The 17,512-nt window shown below is 44.0% G+C and carries 14 protein-coding genes; 5 read left to right on the top strand and 9 right to left on the bottom strand.

Annotated elements, in window-relative coordinates:
- Positions 1 to 187: 187 nt before the first annotated feature.
- The gene (locus MCP_RS04935) at positions 188 to 3,451 is read right to left on the bottom strand and encodes an ATP-dependent helicase (protein WP_012899713.1); all 3,264 of its coding nucleotides are present in this window, start codon (positions 3,449 to 3,451) and stop codon (positions 188 to 190) included.
- 221 nt (positions 3,452 to 3,672) lie between these two features.
- Between MCP_RS04935 and rmuC the strand changes: the two genes are divergently transcribed.
- Positions 3,673 to 5,235 carry a DNA recombination protein RmuC gene (rmuC, locus tag MCP_RS04930; RefSeq protein ID WP_012899712.1) on the top strand — a complete coding sequence of 521 codons (1,563 nt, stop codon included), beginning with the start codon at positions 3,673 to 3,675 and terminating at the stop codon, positions 5,233 to 5,235.
- A 15-nt stretch (positions 5,236 to 5,250) separates the two neighbouring features.
- Here the strand turns inward: rmuC and MCP_RS04925 are convergent, their stop codons facing one another.
- Together MCP_RS04925 and MCP_RS04920 are read right to left on the bottom strand one after the other, a co-directional pair.
- Complete coding sequence (locus tag MCP_RS04925) at positions 5,251 to 5,472, bottom strand: hypothetical protein (RefSeq protein WP_012899711.1); 222 nt, start codon at positions 5,470 to 5,472, stop codon at positions 5,251 to 5,253.
- A 114-nt stretch (positions 5,473 to 5,586) separates the two neighbouring features.
- A complete protein-coding gene (locus tag MCP_RS04920; protein ID WP_012899710.1) occupies positions 5,587 to 6,246 on the bottom strand; it encodes a vWA domain-containing protein in 660 nt (219 codons plus the stop codon).
- Positions 6,247 to 6,502: 256 nt separating this feature from the next.
- On the opposite strand from MCP_RS04920, the gene MCP_RS04915 reads away from it, so the two are divergent.
- From MCP_RS04915 to MCP_RS04905, 3 genes are all read left to right on the top strand, one after another.
- Complete coding sequence (locus tag MCP_RS04915) at positions 6,503 to 6,802, top strand: hypothetical protein (RefSeq protein ID WP_128859941.1); 300 nt, start codon at positions 6,503 to 6,505, stop codon at positions 6,800 to 6,802.
- 212 nt (positions 6,803 to 7,014) lie between these two features.
- Positions 7,015 to 8,028, top strand: a complete 1,014-nt coding sequence (locus tag MCP_RS04910) for a hypothetical protein (protein ID WP_012899708.1) — start codon at positions 7,015 to 7,017, stop codon at positions 8,026 to 8,028.
- Positions 8,015 to 8,758, top strand: coding sequence for a hypothetical protein (locus MCP_RS04905; RefSeq protein ID WP_012899707.1), 744 nt, complete (start codon positions 8,015 to 8,017; stop codon positions 8,756 to 8,758). The genes MCP_RS04910 and MCP_RS04905 overlap by 14 nt, the downstream gene beginning before the upstream one ends.
- Before the next feature lie 145 nt (positions 8,759 to 8,903).
- Here the strand turns inward: MCP_RS04905 and MCP_RS04900 are convergent, their stop codons facing one another.
- Positions 8,904 to 9,230 carry a hypothetical protein gene (locus MCP_RS04900; RefSeq protein WP_128567043.1) on the bottom strand — a complete coding sequence of 109 codons (327 nt, stop codon included), beginning with the start codon at positions 9,228 to 9,230 and terminating at the stop codon, positions 8,904 to 8,906.
- Positions 9,231 to 9,441: 211 nt separating this feature from the next.
- On the opposite strand from MCP_RS04900, the gene MCP_RS04895 reads away from it, so the two are divergent.
- Entirely contained in the window at positions 9,442 to 9,843 is a 402-nt protein-coding gene (locus tag MCP_RS04895) for a hypothetical protein (RefSeq protein ID WP_012899705.1), read from the top strand.
- Between the two features lie 10 nt (positions 9,844 to 9,853).
- Here MCP_RS04895 and MCP_RS04890 read toward each other — a convergent pair whose 3' ends face one another.
- From MCP_RS04890 to MCP_RS04870, 5 genes are read right to left on the bottom strand one after another with little or no spacing between them, the layout of a single operon-like run.
- Positions 9,854 to 10,696 (bottom strand): radical SAM protein, encoded by an 843-nt coding sequence (locus MCP_RS04890; protein WP_012899704.1) that lies wholly within the window; start codon positions 10,694 to 10,696, stop codon positions 9,854 to 9,856.
- A complete protein-coding gene (locus MCP_RS04885; protein ID WP_012899703.1) occupies positions 10,696 to 14,013 on the bottom strand; it encodes a histidine phosphatase family protein in 3,318 nt (1,105 codons plus the stop codon). The genes MCP_RS04890 and MCP_RS04885 overlap by 1 nt, the downstream gene beginning before the upstream one ends.
- A gap of 3 nt (positions 14,014 to 14,016) precedes the next feature.
- Positions 14,017 to 14,817 carry a glycosyltransferase family 2 protein gene (locus MCP_RS04880; RefSeq protein WP_012899702.1) on the bottom strand — a complete coding sequence of 267 codons (801 nt, stop codon included), beginning with the start codon at positions 14,815 to 14,817 and terminating at the stop codon, positions 14,017 to 14,019.
- A 1-nt stretch (position 14,818) separates the two neighbouring features.
- Positions 14,819 to 15,766, bottom strand: coding sequence for a radical SAM protein (locus MCP_RS04875; RefSeq protein ID WP_012899701.1), 948 nt, complete (start codon positions 15,764 to 15,766; stop codon positions 14,819 to 14,821).
- Entirely contained in the window at positions 15,766 to 17,331 is a 1,566-nt protein-coding gene (locus tag MCP_RS04870) for a glycosyltransferase (protein ID WP_012899700.1), read from the bottom strand. Before MCP_RS04870 ends, MCP_RS04875 begins: the two co-directional genes overlap by 1 nt.
- Positions 17,332 to 17,512 lie beyond the last annotated feature (181 nt).

Genomic DNA, 17,512 nt, shown 5'->3' with positions numbered 1-17,512 from the left:
AATAAAAAATATTGATATCGAATTATATAAATAATGAAAAAATATAAATTAAATTTTTCGATTACGTTGCTTATCATATTAATATGCTAAAAGGACTTATGATGCACTCTTTAGCCCATATATTAGTAAAAAAATTAATAGACATGCGTTATAAAACATTTATTTGTTATAGGAATATATCCTATTATCACCACCTAGGGCAGTACATCCTGTACTCACAACTACTCCCCCCACCCATAGTACCGCCGCAATCCTCCTTCACCCCGAAACCGTTCTCGTAATCATGCTTAATACACTCAGCGAGTTCCAGTAAACCGGCCTCAACTTCAGCGACATTCGCCTTAACGCACCGCCCATTAGTGCACACCATGAATCCATCATCGTCGACCTGGAATATCCTCGGCTTCTCCGCCTCTAACAACTCCAGCGTAAGGTTCATCGGCTTATATCCCATCGCCTTCAAAGCAGGGTCATACTCAAAAGCCAGCTTATAAAGCAACAACTGGCTCTCCCGGTCCTCTTTAGACGGCTCCCGGCCAGTCTTATAATCGATGATCTCTACCTCACCATTACCATTCAGCTCGTCCACACGGTCGATCTTCCCGGAGAACCTGAACCCGCCGAGCTCGAAACTGAACGCCTGCTCTGTCATGACCACATTACCGAGCTTAGTCCTGTTGCGCGCCCAGAACGTATCGAAGATGACCTTAGCCCGCTTTACATCAATATCCTTATAACCGGGCTCTTTTAGCAGCTCAGCGGCAATATCATCGAGCTCCTGCCTCGACTTCACCTTATTCTTCGCCGCAAGTTCCAGGGCTTCATGAACGAACGTGCCGAATCCCAGGGCTCCCTCGCCCTCCTCCTCGTCATCGTACCTCGATGGCATCCTCAGCAGCCGCGCAAGCTCAAACTTTTTGGGACAGTCACGGTAAATCTTCAGCGATGAATGGGATAAAACGACCTCCTCGGGGTCGAACTTCAACCCGAGAGGCGTCCCATCGCCGATGTCTTTCATGATCAGGGCTGCATCTTCTCTCGCCCTCGCCGCTTCAGGAATGCCAGAGGGCAGATTATGACAACACAGACCCTGGTACAACAATAAATTATAAAGCGCCAGCTGAGGCTCCGAATCGATCGTCGAAAGCACCAGCCTCTTGATCTCGTCCTTTTTCTTATCCAGGGCGCCATCCTTCGCCATCTCTCCGACTTTTACCTCATCGTCCTGGATGAGCTCGATATCGTCGTGGACGCTATTATCCTCAAAGCACGACTCAGCGATGAACATCGACGGGCTGCGCTCGTTCTCGCCATACGACTGCGGATGACAGAGATAAAGCTCCTTCTTCGCCCGAGTATAGGCCACGTATGCCAGCCGCCGCTCTTCCTTCAGCCGCAGCTCTCGCTTCCGGGCCTTCAACGCCTCGTCCAGCTCTTTATCGCTCTCCCATTCGGCCTCAAAGATATCCCTGAAGCGGTCGTTGAGCTCGTCAGGCAATAGCGGCGCCCGGCCGCCAGCCGTGATAGGGAATTTATCCTTAGCCAGGTCGACGATGAACACGTAGTCGTATTCTAAGCCTTTTGCGCCATGGCAGGTCATGAGCACGACCCCTTGAGCTTCCTTTAAAGTGGGCGCATCAAGATCTTCACCCAGCTCATCAAGCATGCGCATGTACTCGATGAACCCGGCTAAGTCAGCGCCGTAAAAGTCCTCGAACCCGGCAACCAGGTCGTGCAGGTATCTCAGGTTCAACATCCATATGCGGCTAGTCCGGGTCGACTCATGTGAGAGCTCCCGGGACAATCCGGATGCCTCGTAAACATCCAGCAATAAATTCGACAACGACTTATTCTTGTTCTTCCTCAACTCCTCTATCTTAGCCAGCAGCGAGTTGATCTTTTTCTTCCCATCCCACGATAGTGCATCCGGCAGCTTCCCCAGAAGCACGTTCTGGATGGTATCACGCTTTGCCGCTTTTGCCAGTATGTGCGAGTCCTTCATCGTCAGACCGTATTTGTAATGCAGGAGCTTCCACCACATCTGGTCTGCCCCATAACGCGGATCTTCCAGGTTAGCGATGACATACAGGTAAGCGAGAGCCGTCCTTACCTCGGGCCGTTTTAAAAATCCGTTATTACTAATAAGCTGAAACGGGATGCTACGGCTTTCAAATGCTGATTGGACTGCATTCGCGGAGGAATGTGAACGGAATAATACGGCGATACGGTTAAAATCGATATCATCTTCAACGATGCGCTCAATCTCTTCGATTACCCTTCTTGCCTGCTCTTTAGGGTTTGACGTCCTTATCAGCTTCACCTTGTCGCCTTCAACACCAAGAGCGGACTTCAACAGCTTAGTCTCCTCCGGGTCATCGTAATTATTGACAATAAGCCTGTGAGCAGTCCTTAAGATCGCATTAGTCGAGCGGTAATTCTCAGTAAGGTTCTTTACGTCAGCCTTAAAATCGATTGTGAATTCGCCGATATTCTCCGGATATGCGCCCCTGAACGCATAAATAGCCTGGTTCTCGTCACCCACAGCGGTTATGTCGCCGCACTTCGAGGCCAGTATCTTTAACAGCTTGAACTGCTGCCGATTAGTATCCTGGAACTCGTCCACGATGACATAATCATAAAGTTCCGCCAGGGCATCGTCACCCCAGGCCTGGCAGTAGTCGATGACCATCTTGATCATGTCCGCGTAGTCGAGCATTTTCTTTTCTGACTTCAGCTTCTCATAGCCTTTCCAGGCCTCTAAAAACGCTGTATATTTCTCATGCTCCTCGTACGCCTCAATGAACGCCGTCAGGAAATTTTTCTCCTCCCGGAGCGCCTTCGTCGGAGGCTCCAGGTGCATCGTATTGATCCTCACTGTGGCCTTGGATACTTCGTCAGCCAGATCAGAAGCGCCGGGCGCATACTCGTCAAGCTGAGCCTTAAGCCGGGAAATGTACCCTTCATAAGCTTCTTGAGAAATATCCAGGTCCTTTGCCCTCTGAATAGTATTAACATAGATCGAGACCCAATAAGCCGGGACATCAAGCTCTTTATACATCAGGAACTTAGCATTCGCCTCATCCAGTACCTGATAATCGTCCGTAATGCCGGTCTTCGCCGAATGGTCCCGGAGAAACTCATAGCAAAAGGAGTGAAAAGTGTTGGCATATACGTCTCGAGCTTCGGGTAATATCCTTACGATTTCATCTTTCATGTGCTTAGCCGCTTCCCGGGAGAAGGTGAGCATAATAAGCCGTTCAGGCTTCAACTTTTTCTCTTTAATGAGATAAGCGGCCTTCGCCGTGATCATCGTGGTCTTACCGGTGCCGGCGCCGGCGACGACTAGGATAGCGCCCTTTGCAGCTTCTATGGCACGTTTCTGCTCATCGTTCAAGTACCTTTTATTGGCACCATCGCTCGTGCGCTCGGCGAACCACTCGAAAAAATCCATCGATATACCCTCGTTGCTTACCTGATGCTAACTCAATAAGTATATTCGGATGCTATATTATAGCTTATGGGACTAAAAATATCATTTATTAAGTAAAATTTCGCTAACTAATCCAATGTTACTTACAAAAAATATAATTTACATCATTAACTTATAAATGCTTATTACAAAATAGCTAACTTTATAAGCACTATATAATAAACATCGGGGAAGCTTTTGACATGGATTTACTCACCATTGGGATAGTGATAGGGGCAATTATTGTTGGTTTTATTTTTGGATTTGCTATAACGCATATATCATCTAAGAGCAAAGTGCAGGATGCAATTGCCAGAACTAAAGCTGAGTCTGAACTACAGCACGTAGCACAGACTGAACAAATGAAATTTTTCGATTCGCAGATGAGAGACCTGAATGACCAGTTAAGCCAGGCCCGCTCTGAGGCGGCCCAACTCCGCGAGCAAGTCCGTGCAGAATCCGATAAGAGGTCGGCGGCAGAAGAGAAAAATAACCGCATACCAGAATTGGATTCGACCATACGGGCAAAGGATATTACTATAAAGGATCTACAAGCCCAAAATACGGAAAATCAGAAGCAGATAGAACATTTAAACACGACCCTGGAAAAGGAGCGTAAGTCGACTGAAGAAAAGCTTGCACTGCTAAATGAAGCTCAGCAGAAACTATCCGACGCCTTTAATGCATTATCGGCCGAGGCTCTCAAAAATAACAATCAATCGTTCCTCGATCTGGCAAAGACAACTCTCGAAAATTACCAGAACGGGGCAAAAGTCGATCTCGAAGTACGACAGAAAGCTATCAACGACATGGTCACACCGCTTAAAGAATCGCTCGATAAGGTGGACGTAAAGATCCAGGAAATGGAAAAAGAGCGTGTATCAGCCTATACAGAATTAAAGGAACAGGTGAAAACATTATCTCAAACCGAATTACTATTACAGTCGGAAACTTCTAACCTCGTTAAAGCGCTGAGGGCGCCTTCGGTACGTGGCCAATGGGGAGAGATTCAGCTAAAGAGAGTCGTGGAATTATCGGGGATGGTGAATTATTGCGACTTCAAAGAACAGGTACCATTGAGGAACGAGAGCTGCAATATACGTCCCGACATGATCATTTACCTTCCAAACCGCAAGAACATCATCGTGGATTCGAAAGCGCCTTTATACGCATATATTGATGCCATTGAAGCAAAGGACGACGATATAAAGAATGAAAAGCTGATCGATCATGCCTCGCAGGTTAAGAAACATATTACACAGCTAAGCGATAAGTCATACTGGCAACAATTCAATGACACTCCTGAGTTCGTTGTCATGTTCTTGCCTGGCGAGACCTTCTTCAGTGCTGCTCTTGAAAAAGATCCTACACTTATCGAGTTTGGTGTCGAAAGGAATGTGATACTAGCCACACCTACAACGCTGATCGCATTATTGAAAGCAGTAGCATATGGGTGGAGACAGGAGCAGATCGCAGAGAATGCGGAAGAAATAAAGAACCTTGGTAAAGAGCTCTATAATCGTATAATCACTTTTAATGATAACATGTCCGAGGTTGGTAAGGGCCTCAAGAAAGCGGTTAATTCATATAATTCCGCCGTCGGTTCGATGGAGTCAAGATTGCTCGTGAGTGCCAGGAGATTTAAAGAGCTTGGTATATCGACTGACAAGGATATTGATTCTCCGTTGATATTAGAGCAGAGCGTTAGAGATCTTGCGTTAGGTAATGGGGAAAAAGAATCAGGCCCAAATGGGGATAATAATTAAACCCATCAGCGATCATTAGAGCATCTGCTCCGGCGGCATAGGAGGCTTTTTCTTTAATTTATCCTCCCATTGCTGATAAATATACCCCGCCCATAGTAAGGGCAACAGCACGGGCAGAGTGCAGCACAAAGCCGGGCTGATCAGCGGTAACACGACCGAGGCTATCACGATGAGAACTGCCAGCGCAATAATGCCCTCCGCCAGCTTCTCCTTACCTGATTTCTTCGGCTCAAGCATCGGCTTTTAACCCCCTGATAATTTACCAACAAAAAAATCAAAGCCCGGCTCGCATAAATATGTGCTAGCTACCGGGCAACTAAAATATCTTCTAACTTTTATGTTATGAGCGGCTTACCTGGGCCTTCTTTTCCACTCATCCTTATCCAGCTTACCCGTTCTCTTATATTCCATCACAGCCCTATGCATCTCCTCAGAAGCCAGGTCAATGCCCATCTTACTCTTCATATAGATGGCGACCTTATCCGCATGAATACCGATCCCGGCGCCCGCCCTCTCTGCATCGAACTGCTCCAGCCCAACGCCCAGATAGACGAACTCCCAACCGGCCTCCTGGCGCATTTTGATCAGGCGCTGGATCTGTTCCCTGGTGAACTCTCTCGAAGAGTTTTCCTGCCCATCCGTCAGAATGGCAAAAAGCACCTTGCTTTTACTATCTTCCGGCCTCTGGAGCACGTCGTTGATGCCCTGCCCGACCGCGTCCAGGAGCGCCGTGTTGCCCGAAGGTACATACGACTTACGATCATAGGGCTTAGCATCCCGGATATCGATGCCGCTACACACGGTCTCGGAGCGGTCGTTGAACTGGACCAGCGTGAACCAGGCTGGGTCCGGATCGGCTTGCTGCTTTTCCAGGAATGTGTTGAAGCCGCCGATGGCATCGTCGATGACCGACGACATGGAGCCGCTGCGGTCGAGGATGACGACGATCTCGGTTATGTCACCTGTTTTTACGGCTTTTTTATCTGTTGATTTGGGCTTCGGTTTTGTCATAAATTAATCTCCAAACAATTGTATAATAATACTATGCATTTCATATTAATAAAACTTGTTATGTAGCATCAATTAATGATAATTTATATATACGATAAAGCCCTATGTTACCATGTGAGTTGTATTCGTTTGGAAAGCAATCGACTTACGAGTTCCATAAAGAACCTGGGATCGGCAAACATAGCCTCGCAAAGTGAGCGATAGCCAGCCTGACTGTTTTAAAAAAAAATTAATAAAATTGAAGGAGTCGATTGATATGAGTGACAGCGAAACAGTAAAATCTGACAACGAGCACCTCATGCCCCGCTCCGTCTTCTACGGGCCGTTCGTGGACATACAGCGAGAGGCGATGACGATCGCCGAGGCCATCCACCAGGAGGTCAACGCTCCCCGGAGTCTGGTCTCGGTGGACGACGAACAATTCGCCATGATCGTCGGGCGGCTGAATGATGTTTACAACCAGCTGGAGGCCATCCGGGCAGATACCGAAGAGTTGGCTGACGTTGTTAATGACTTGAAGGTTAAAGAAAGGAAGCTCTATAATTTCGACCGGTAGATCCTTCCTTTTGTATTAACATTAATATTTTTTAATTTTTCAAATTATAGCGATTTAAAAAGAGTGTTACGATAGATTAAATTATCAAGGAAACCAGTCCTGTAGGGCATCGCAAATCAATACTATCACTGATATCTTTATTACGTATCACTTTTTAGTGATACGTATCACTGATACATTTAAATAGTATCATTATTTAATGATAATTAACCATGCCTGAAAATGAAAAACTCTACGAGTCACTCAAGGAATTCTTACGTCAAAAGCTCCATCTAAGCGCAAATGCCCACCTGAAGCCCGAATTCCTCATCAAGGACGACACCATCCGCCTGAAACCGGATCTCGCCATAGAGGACAGCACTGACAGGTATATTATCGAGGTGAAAAAAAAGCTCTCGATCGTATCGATATCCGTGATCAATTTATATAAAGATCTGATCAGCAAGCGCAGCGATAAGTATCGCTATCGCTATATCATCATCTGCAAAGTATCGGCCCCCCTGGAAGAAGCGGTCGCAAAGGCTGCCGGCATCGATGTTCTTTTACTACCGCCTGGTGTTAAAATGCCAGAAGTGGATGCGGCGAAGCCGTCTGCAGGCATCAAGTTCACGTCAAAGAAGTCATGGGCGGTCATATCATCTCTGTTAAAAGAAAAAATGTCATCGATACGGCAGATATCGCTTAAAGAGCATGTCTCGTATGGATGGTCCCATAAGACGATCTCGGCCTTGTTATCGCAGGGCATAGCCGCGCGGAAAGACGATTTGATCGTCATCAGCGACATGAACAAGCTGTTAAACGGCATCGCCTGGGAGCGCCCATTTGAAAACCTGTTCATCAGGGAAATAAAGTTGCGCGGTAAGAGCGCTTTTGATACCGCCCGGTACATCTCGCGTGTCACAAAAATTGAAAATATCGATTGCTCCTTCACAAGCTATACGGCTGCTGGCCTTTACACCGGTTATTCAGTCCGTGGCGATACGGCTTATGCGTACATGAAAAATCAGGATATCGGCCGGCTTATCGACATATTGTCGGAGGACATTACGAATGATGGAGTAACTGTCAGGCTATATCTGCCCGACAGGGACGTCTTTAGCGACTCAAAAGAACTTGAGGATGTAAAGGTCGTATCGCCCGGCCAGACATTGCTCGACATTGCCGGCCAGGGGTACAGCAGTAAGGACGTGACAAAAATGATGGTCGATAAGTATGCAGCCCTATGATGTAGATCCCCGAATATTCGACATATCCCTTGATGAGCTGGACATGATCTTACGCTGGATCAAAGAGCGGGAAGGCAGGAAAGGGATACAGAATACGTTCCTGGTCGGGGGATGGGCCGTATATGCCTATAACGATACGCTCAAGTCCATAGACATCGACCTCATCACCAATAGTGAAACGCGTAGTAGCTTGAAGCATTTCTTAACTTCGGAAAGAGAGTATGAGCCGTATACCGATGAGAGCGGTACTTCCGTGTTTAAAAGAACGGACTATGGGGAGATAATTATCGACTTTGGTACGACATCCGACCCATGTAATTTCCTGGGTAGACCGGAAGAGCTTAGTTTTGATGAGATCGTCGGCAGGTACAAAGAAATACCGGTAAGGAGCGTCAGTGCACGTATACCCGAAAGGACACTGCTACTATTGTATAAACTTAAGGCAACCCATGATCGAAGGTATCGTATCGAGAACGGGCTCTATCGGGATATGGATTGGGGGCGAGGAAAATTAGTAAAGGATTATGCCGATGTCCTTGCATTAATAGACCCCGGTCATGGCGGAAGAGACATAGACCTGTATTATCTGGGCGAGAAATTAGCCGGGCTAAGCTTTTTACGTGAGCATTTAGCCGGTATCCCGGAACAGGCGACATCAATCGAGAGGTATGGGAAGCTGGGACGGAATGAAGTGAACATGCTTATTAGAAATTTATTATCACAGGTATAAGTTAGTCTGCAAGCAGATAGTATTTTTCCAATGAACTTAAACCCATCAAGCTCTAAGATGACTGGCTATTCCTCCGATTCATCATCGAAATTTTCTTCAAGCGATTTGATTGACAGATAAATGATCATTGATTAAGCGATAAATGTTAAATCGCCATAACTCCTTTTGCGAAGCTCTCCTGGACTACGTCGACCCCAAAGTCCATGCTCCCATCCTCCTTACGATAATTTTGCACAATGCCGGTAAAGCGTATTATATCCCCGATTGTCAGCCCCATTGTCTGCGGCAGCACTTCGGACCGTATCCACAGATGATCGGCGATCGGCTCCCCGGTCTCCAGCGACACGTCGCTGACCAGCACGCGGTACCCGTCCTTCTTGCGATAAAAGCTGATGTCACCCAGCCTGCCGACGTAGACCCTGGGCTTGTTCAGTTTCTTTGAGTAAAACTTTTGAAGCGATCTGCGGACCACCTGTGACACCCCGAATTGCTAATAATAATATACAATAACTATATAATGTATTACATGTTAATAAAACTTGTTACAATAAAATCGAATGAGGTTTTACTATGAACATACTGACCTACGATGACGAGGAATTGCAAAGCCGCGGCCAGAAGCGCGTCCGGGAAAGCGTTAGGCTCCACGACTTCGACGATGAGGAAGACGAAGAAGGGCATTAATGCAGGCCGTGAAACGTGAATTCGGCCAGTACTTCGGGCACTGGAACATCGAGCTGCCCGAAGAAGACCTTGCTAACCGGTCGCCGGGCTTCATCACAAAGGCCGGATGGTCCATCCGGTATATCTTCGGGAAAGACGGCGACAGGGAATACCTGGAGTTCTATGCCATGCACCTCATGACCGATGACCGGCACGTCAGGATATATGAGGATGTGGAATACCAGGAGCTCGATGCTATCTGCTCTATGTTCGGTTTTGATCCGAAGATACCTGGCGATGAGGAGAGAGCTGAGAGGGAGAACCGGGAATATAATCAGCGCGTGTATAAGGAGCTACAGGAGAAAGGGCTGGATATGATGAGCGTGAACACATATCTTAGCTTGAACAATATGCCCAAATGAAAATTAAAAGTTAATATAAGCTTAATGTTGGTTGCTTCGAATAATTCTCATAAGCTAATATCCATCTATTTGATTTTGGCTCTCCATTTACAGGCTTACACAAATTTCCTGGCACAAATCTACGTCGTGCAAAATGGCCACATAAAGAGCATAAATTCGTTTTTTGATCGTAAAATTCAGATTGATACACTGGCAATTTCTTCAAACCAATATTCATGCCAAATACTCGATCAATAGATCCCGCCGCACCACATTGATAGTAGCCATAACGGTTTAATCCCATACCACAATCATTTGTTATCCAGCACGCATTAGTAAAATCGGTAAATGCATATATCCTATTGTCGCAAGGCGCAAGATTAAAGGCTTCGAATTTTTTCTGGAATCGACCCATTTTCCGGGTGTTATTGACGTATATTTTCCTTGGCACCTTTAGCAATTTTCTATTGACCTCAGGACCAAAATTATTTGTGGTGAGTTCAAGCCAGGTCGTGGGCGAATAATTCTCTTTATAGTCAAGTAAAATTTTTAAAATTTTGTCGATATCCGGATGTAATGTCGGTTCGCCGCCCAGAACACGTATCCGGGACCAATGCTTATCATTCGAAATACTCTCATCGATGAATTTTCTTATTTGTTCTAGCGACATCGTCAATTCACTAGGCGCTTGTGTGCAGGAACGGTCACAGTTGTAACATTTAAGGTTACACTTGAACGTGATGTCGATTTCAATGTTATCGAGGGAAGTAGTATATTCTGGTCCAAATATCTTTGTAATTGGTTTGGATATTCTTATAAGGTTAGTAAGCTTATACGCCGAATCTGATAATTTCGTATAAGAATTACATCTCATTATTGGTCCACCTCTAATTTATCATGGCCGGATAAAATTTCATTCCTATCAATAACAAATCCATTCAGGTGGAATACGTTCTTTGCTAAGTAATTAAAATAGTAATAATAAAGAAGGTCAATCACATGGTTATGCGATACTACTAGTATGTTTTGCGAGTGATGTTTATCCATTTCGATGTTTAAAGACTTAATAATCTCAATTATAGTTGAGTCATAGGGATAAATCACTTTATCACTAATTTTACCAGCTACCCATTCTTGAATCGTCCCATGCCAACCCTTTTTATTTTTTAATCGTCTCCATTCCTTATAATTAAATATTTTTAATCGCCTCAGGCTTTCAAGCGGGATAATTTTACAATCCGAACCGTTCCCTGCACGTATATTTTCCGCGGTTTGAACTGCCCGGAGCGCCGGGCTCGTAATTATAAGATCCAGCTTAATCGGTAAATGTTTTCCGAAGGTTTTACAATCAATTGCGCCGTCATTTGTCAGCGGGACATCATCTGATATAATATCTTTTCTTCCATCAGAGCGCACTCGTTCTGCATGGCGGATGAAAATAAGCTGCCCCGGTTGAAGGCTATTTATGATTTCCCCCGGTGGAGATATGGCCGTTATACTAGGCTTTATTACTTTATTATAGGGCTTCCTAGACGTAATAAAATCGTTCGTTTCCCGATTCATTTTATAATGTAATTTGTTTCTCGCTTGAGTAGGTTCCCACAGGTACAATGGCACTTTAATGTGATGAGGATTGCTTGCCATTTCGGCGATCGGGACCATATATGTAAGTTCGGTGAATTTATCGACCCACTTGCCATTATTAATGAAATCATCCTGAGCAATCCTATCGAATAGATATTTTCTAAATGTCCTGATATGCATCCAGACATCGCCACCTCGGTGATTTCTCGGATGTGCAAAATCCGGTTTATAGTCATAATATCCCTTATCCATTCGAATGGTCGAGCCGGAGGTCATATCAGCTCCGGCGATATAATGGCGATGGATCGTATTAAGCGCACTATTGCCGATCAACATATCATCGGCATCCAGAATGATGATAACGGAATAGGGGTTCGAACAATAATTTTTTATTGCGTCATAAATATTTTGGAGAACGCCTTTTCGAGAGGGGTTCTTGATGAAAGTTACTTTGCTTGCATATGGTTTTACCAGCAGCCCTATGTAATCAGGTAATCCATTTGTCGACGCGTCGTCGATGATGATCGCACCCCAGTATGGCCGGGATTGGTTTTTTAAGGATTGCCAGCAGCGATAGAATTTTGCCGGAGTGATATTTCGGCCGCAGATGATGAAGATATAGGGCTCTTCCCTCTTTGGCAAACACCAGTCCTCATAGATGCCAACGAGGTCAAAATTTTCAAACTGGATGTCCGGAATATTGCCGGACCCAATTCTTTCCCGAATAGATAGCCAGGTAAATTCATAACGCTTATATTCATTGGGCGGATGGACATAGAAGGATCTAGGATCTCCCCCGCGTAGAGACACGAATCCATTCCTTTTCTGGAATTCATAAATCGATTGATACCAAGATAACCGTAACCGGCCATCAATAAGCTCATTCGGGAACGGCCTTAACTTGAAGAGACGATCTTTGTCGAATAAGCAAAATCGTACTTCGGGCTTATACTCGCCATTACCCGGAGACGTATAATCGTTGACTTTTGAATCAGGATCGTGAGCGATATTAAAAGAGACCGATATTGCATCGGGGTTATTTTTTAATGCGGAGATCATATCGCCGATAAAGTCATGCTCTCGGTCCCGGCGGCCAATCATAACGTCGCAATCAGCCTGCAGGATATAATCTCCCCGGGCTAGCTCAAAAGCGTATATTTGAGGTGTTATTGGTATATTTTGAATACTATGTGAATTGGAGCATTCGAGGTTAAACCATCGCTGGTTTATTTTCCGGATTTGTTCTGTGTTATCAGGCGCAGTATAATAATTATCAATCACCGACCTCATCTTTAGATTTTCCAGCACTCGATATGTCTTATCGATAGAGGGCTCATCGAACTGGCGCAGGAAATGATCCTTCTTGGGATCGATAACAATGATTGTTTCCAAGAATGATCGAGGTTGCTTACACTGTGATACTATATGCTGAACTTGCCGTTCCAGGTTAGCCCCATCCTGGTAGCATGCTTTAATTATCAGGCTTATTCGCTCATTTCCTGTCTGTGCCAACCGGTTGGTTAATATTAATGTGTCGGTTTTAAAATTTCCATAAATTTCCGTATAATAGGGCGATTCGTCCTCACTTAAAATCGAAAACCCGGCTTTCGTTATCAACGTTCTAATATCATGTAACTGGAGTTCTTCTATGCTATACGAATAAAATTGATCTGGCAATATTAGGATAAAAAGGCCATTTGGTACTAAACATTTTTTAACTGATGTGATATAATCGACCAGTTGATCCTTCTTTAAATCTATCACACAATTGGATATGAAAACATTGACTGGAGCATAGTTTGATAGGTTATCTAATGGACCGGTCATATTAATTGAATTTGGGACTATATCCAAAGGCTCCGTTCCTGGGGATATATGCTCGATAGTACGTTCATTTCCCATCGCAAATTTATTCAGCAAATCACCTATCATAGATCTATACTCTTTTTTATGGTCATACTTAATTGGATATTCACATACAATCTGTGTGTTTAATACACGCTCATAGACTTTATTAAAAAAATTGGGAAATCCATCCAGCTCGTGAAGCTCCCAGTTCGTCAGGGCCTCGTGCGCCAGCTCTTTAAAATTTGTGGCTGTAGGGTATCTTAGACTTAGATAGGTGCGCTGGACCATGAAAACAAAATCTTTAAAATTGTATGGCTTGATGTCCCATCCATAATCGATGAATCGTAAGCCATTCTTAAAAATTCGGAAATTACGAGGTTTGACGTCCCAGCACACGACCCCATATTTCTTACATTCGACTAAAAAATCGATGATTTCCTCTTCGTGACCGCCCGTATATTCTGTGGAATCTTCATACTCGTATTTTAAAATAGGAATTCCATCAATATCCAGGATATCTAGGATACAGAGAAATCTTTTCGAGTTCGCGAAGCGTATTTTAAAATCCTGTAGTAAAGACTTGTATTTAAAATCCGGGTTATCGAATATTTTATACGTGAATCTATTATCCGTAAGGATAACGGATTCATGGCCGCTGCCTAGTAACCTGAAATAAGAATCCGGGTATTGTTGCTTTATCAGGGATAGTGTCGTATCGAAACGCACTTTTTCGGAAGGCCCTATGGTTGAGTCTGACATTGATTATACGCCCCTCAGCCTTTGACCTGCGTATCCTGTCCAGTAAAATGCGTCCCATATAACCTGATACAATGCGACAATAAGCCCCTTCTTCATGAGGACATCTCCCAGGCTTTGAAGTTTAACGCCTTTCAGGTCATACCATCGTATACTCGAATATTGCTTGAGCCTTCTTAAGCTCAGATAACTAATTGCGCACCCACGACCAATTCTGAATGCGGCCTTCAGGTCATGCCTCATGCTCTCGGCATTATGTTTTAATCCGAGATTATCGATGAATTTGACAGGAAGGTCTGTTTTGCCCAAACGATAATTAAGATCGGCATCGACGGCATAAGGCACGAGGTCGTTGAACATGAATCCGCCGATATGTTTTACAATACTTTTACGGAAAGCGATCCCCGGAGTATAAACGACAGGAAGTGAATTTACATAATCTCGGGCTTCGGAAACAAGCCTCGATGAATATTTATCGCTATCTGTCTCGAAATTAATTCGTGCTCGTGCGATTGGATATTGGTCGAGCGCATGATATAATTCCCGTATACATCCGGGTTCAAATTGTGTATCCGAATCGGTTAGTATGACTTTCTCATATATTGCTTTATCAATCCCGATATTGGATGTTTGAGATAGATTATGTCGGGGAGTAATGCAATACTTGATCTTTTTTTCTTCGAGCTCTTTCTGTAGCATCGCATTTTCGCTTAGCGCCACGATTATGCCAACATGTTCGTCGATGCTATTTATGCAGTCAAATACACGTCGGTCATCTCCACAGCGTATTACAATGGATAAGTCCATATTATACGCCTTCTTCAGCTAGGCCTAGATATTTAAGCCGATAGATATCCATCGTCGATAGGTCAGCCCTGGCCAGTACGGATGTGACCTCCTTTCTCAATTGTTGATAAAAATGTGGGTTACTTTTTAAGTACGAGGGCACAGTTTGGCGATCATAGCCAAAATTGATATGATCAAATCCAAGAGTCTTCCAGATTTTTAAATATAGAGGTATCTCATGGAGCGACGACGCCGTTATTGTCATCCTCCCCCATATCTCCACACGGGAATTATTACGCGATCTGGCCTCTTTTAACCTCTTTATATTATCCAGTATAATGTCCCATTTTGAGCCTCGATTAACATACTCATGCGTATTTTTTGTTGCCGCATTCAAGGAAATACAGACGATTTTCGCATCCATAGAAAGCTGATCGGCTATCAGGTCATTGATCAAAAGACCATTTGTTAATAAGGTGTATTTTTTACCGATACTCCCGAGATAGCTTAAATACTCAAGGCATTCTTTTATAAAAAGGGGTTCACCGCCCTGTATCACAATATCCGAGAATGGCTTCAAATTAATGTTTTTTTTGAGAACTTCAGGGTCCAGTATCCATGGATTTTTCGATACTCTCTTTCTTTGATTGCACATGATACAGGATATATTGCATCTCTCGCCAAAGTTCAAATGAAGATAAGACATCTTATCATATTCGACTTTACTACTGGCGATATGTTCCCCTGATAATTCGTCTTTTTTAACCCAATTACAGTTCTCATAACACTGTAATTTTCCGTTCAACGAATTTTGCCGTTCTTCCACGATCGCCGGATAGTTAACGAGACTCTCGAGTTTCGCCCGGTATATATTTCCCAGGCGTGCGGGTTTGATCAGGCAGCAGCTGTATACGTTTCCCTGGTTATCGATGGTGAGGCTAGTCCAGAGGTCGGGGCAATAAGTATCCATTATACCGTCTCCTGTATCTCAACCTTAAATAGGATCTTTGCCCTCTCCTTGAACTGTGACTTCTGCTCACCCGACATTAAACAGGAGTACTTATGATAGAACTCGTTCAGCCCCTTCTTTTTAATCAATGACCCGGGATGAGATAGTCGCCCGGGGTCATCCGATGCATCATGGTGGACCAGGTGGTTTCGGAGAAATGTATAATGGACACTGTTGGATTGCAGAAGGCGAATGCAAATATCACGGTCTGTCGTACTGACGAGATTCTCATCGTATCCTCCTATAGATATTAATTTACTAGCCCTGACGAAGAGGTTTGAATTTTGAATGTTGGGATTAGTGACCAAAAATTTGGATACCTCAATGTTATTTGGAATATCTTGGAAGCATCCTTCGGGAGACTTGTTGTCGTGTCGAATTAGCCCCGATATCACCCAGTCGCTATCGTATTCATGGGCGAATTTTACACAATTCTCGAGATATTTCTTGTCCCACCAATCGTCATCATCCAGTAATGCTACAAAAGAATTTTTAATATCAAACCTATACTGGACATATTCAAGGCCGGTATTAATGGCACCCGAAATATTTCTCGAACGATTATTAACTAATTGTATTACAGGTAAATCTCGAGTAAATTTTGAGGTTACTATTCGTGTAGTGGCCGTTGCGTCACTTACTGGGTCGTTGATAACTATTACTAATTCGGGATGATACGTCTGTTCAATAATTGATGAGAGCGCCCTTTCGAGTTTCAGTGGCCTATTTTTAGTCGGGATAATGACGATTACAGGCTGGAACTTATTTATTGTTTCCGGGGTTTTACATCGATCGTTGACATTACGTACAGATATTAAAAAATCGCTTTTTGTCGAATTAGTTAACTCGCTCATATCCTTGAGCACACATTTACCGCCATATGGCCCAAGTCCAGGAGTTAGATGTTCGCTACACATGACCCGACGATCAGTCGATACGATCTTCATGACATCATGTGCATCAGCTCCAACAGATTTACAGATATATTCCATCTCATTCGTAAAGCTGACTTTCGTCGCGATATAAGAATTATGTGCCAGCTTTCCAGTTTCAGCATTCCTAAAATCGGTCTTAATAATCACCGCGTCCTCAATCCATGTGAAAAAGGAAAGCGCTTCTTCTATGTCTTTTTGTTTTCCAGAAACAACTATTCTGTCAGGCTTGATAAACCATGAGTAGCTGTTCTTTTCGCGTAAAAATTCTGGCATATAGACAAGGCGTATTCCTAGAAAGTCACGAGTCGCAGCATCCATGAAACCGATAGATACCGTGCTTTTAACAACGACGACGCCCTTGTAGTGGTCCTCGAATAATTTTCTTATGACCTCTCGGACATTGCTACAATCTAATCTACCATCATTTCCCAGTGGGGTTCCTACACAAATAAAAACGATTTTTGTGTCTAAGATCGGTTCCCATTTATATTCATTTAAAATATCGTAACCGGCATAAGAATAGTATTGACTAAGCCCATGTATGACTGACCAGCCAACAGAACCCAGGCCGATGACTCCAAATTCTTTCATCTATCGTCACCCCCCATTATCCGCTTAATAATACAGGTCTTTGACCTGTGGCCATCCCACTAATAGACGATATTCATTTTCGACCTGGAGTTTTTACAACAAATATCGTCATATGGATAAATTATGGCCATTGGACAATGGGCATTAAGCAATTGATTAAGCACATCTAATATAAAAGCTT

This window comes from Methanocella paludicola SANAE, from assembly GCF_000011005.1.
In the GTDB taxonomy this organism is placed as follows: Archaea; Halobacteriota; Methanocellia; order Methanocellales; family Methanocellaceae; genus Methanocella; species Methanocella paludicola.
This window is presented reverse-complemented; position numbering and strand designations above follow the sequence as displayed.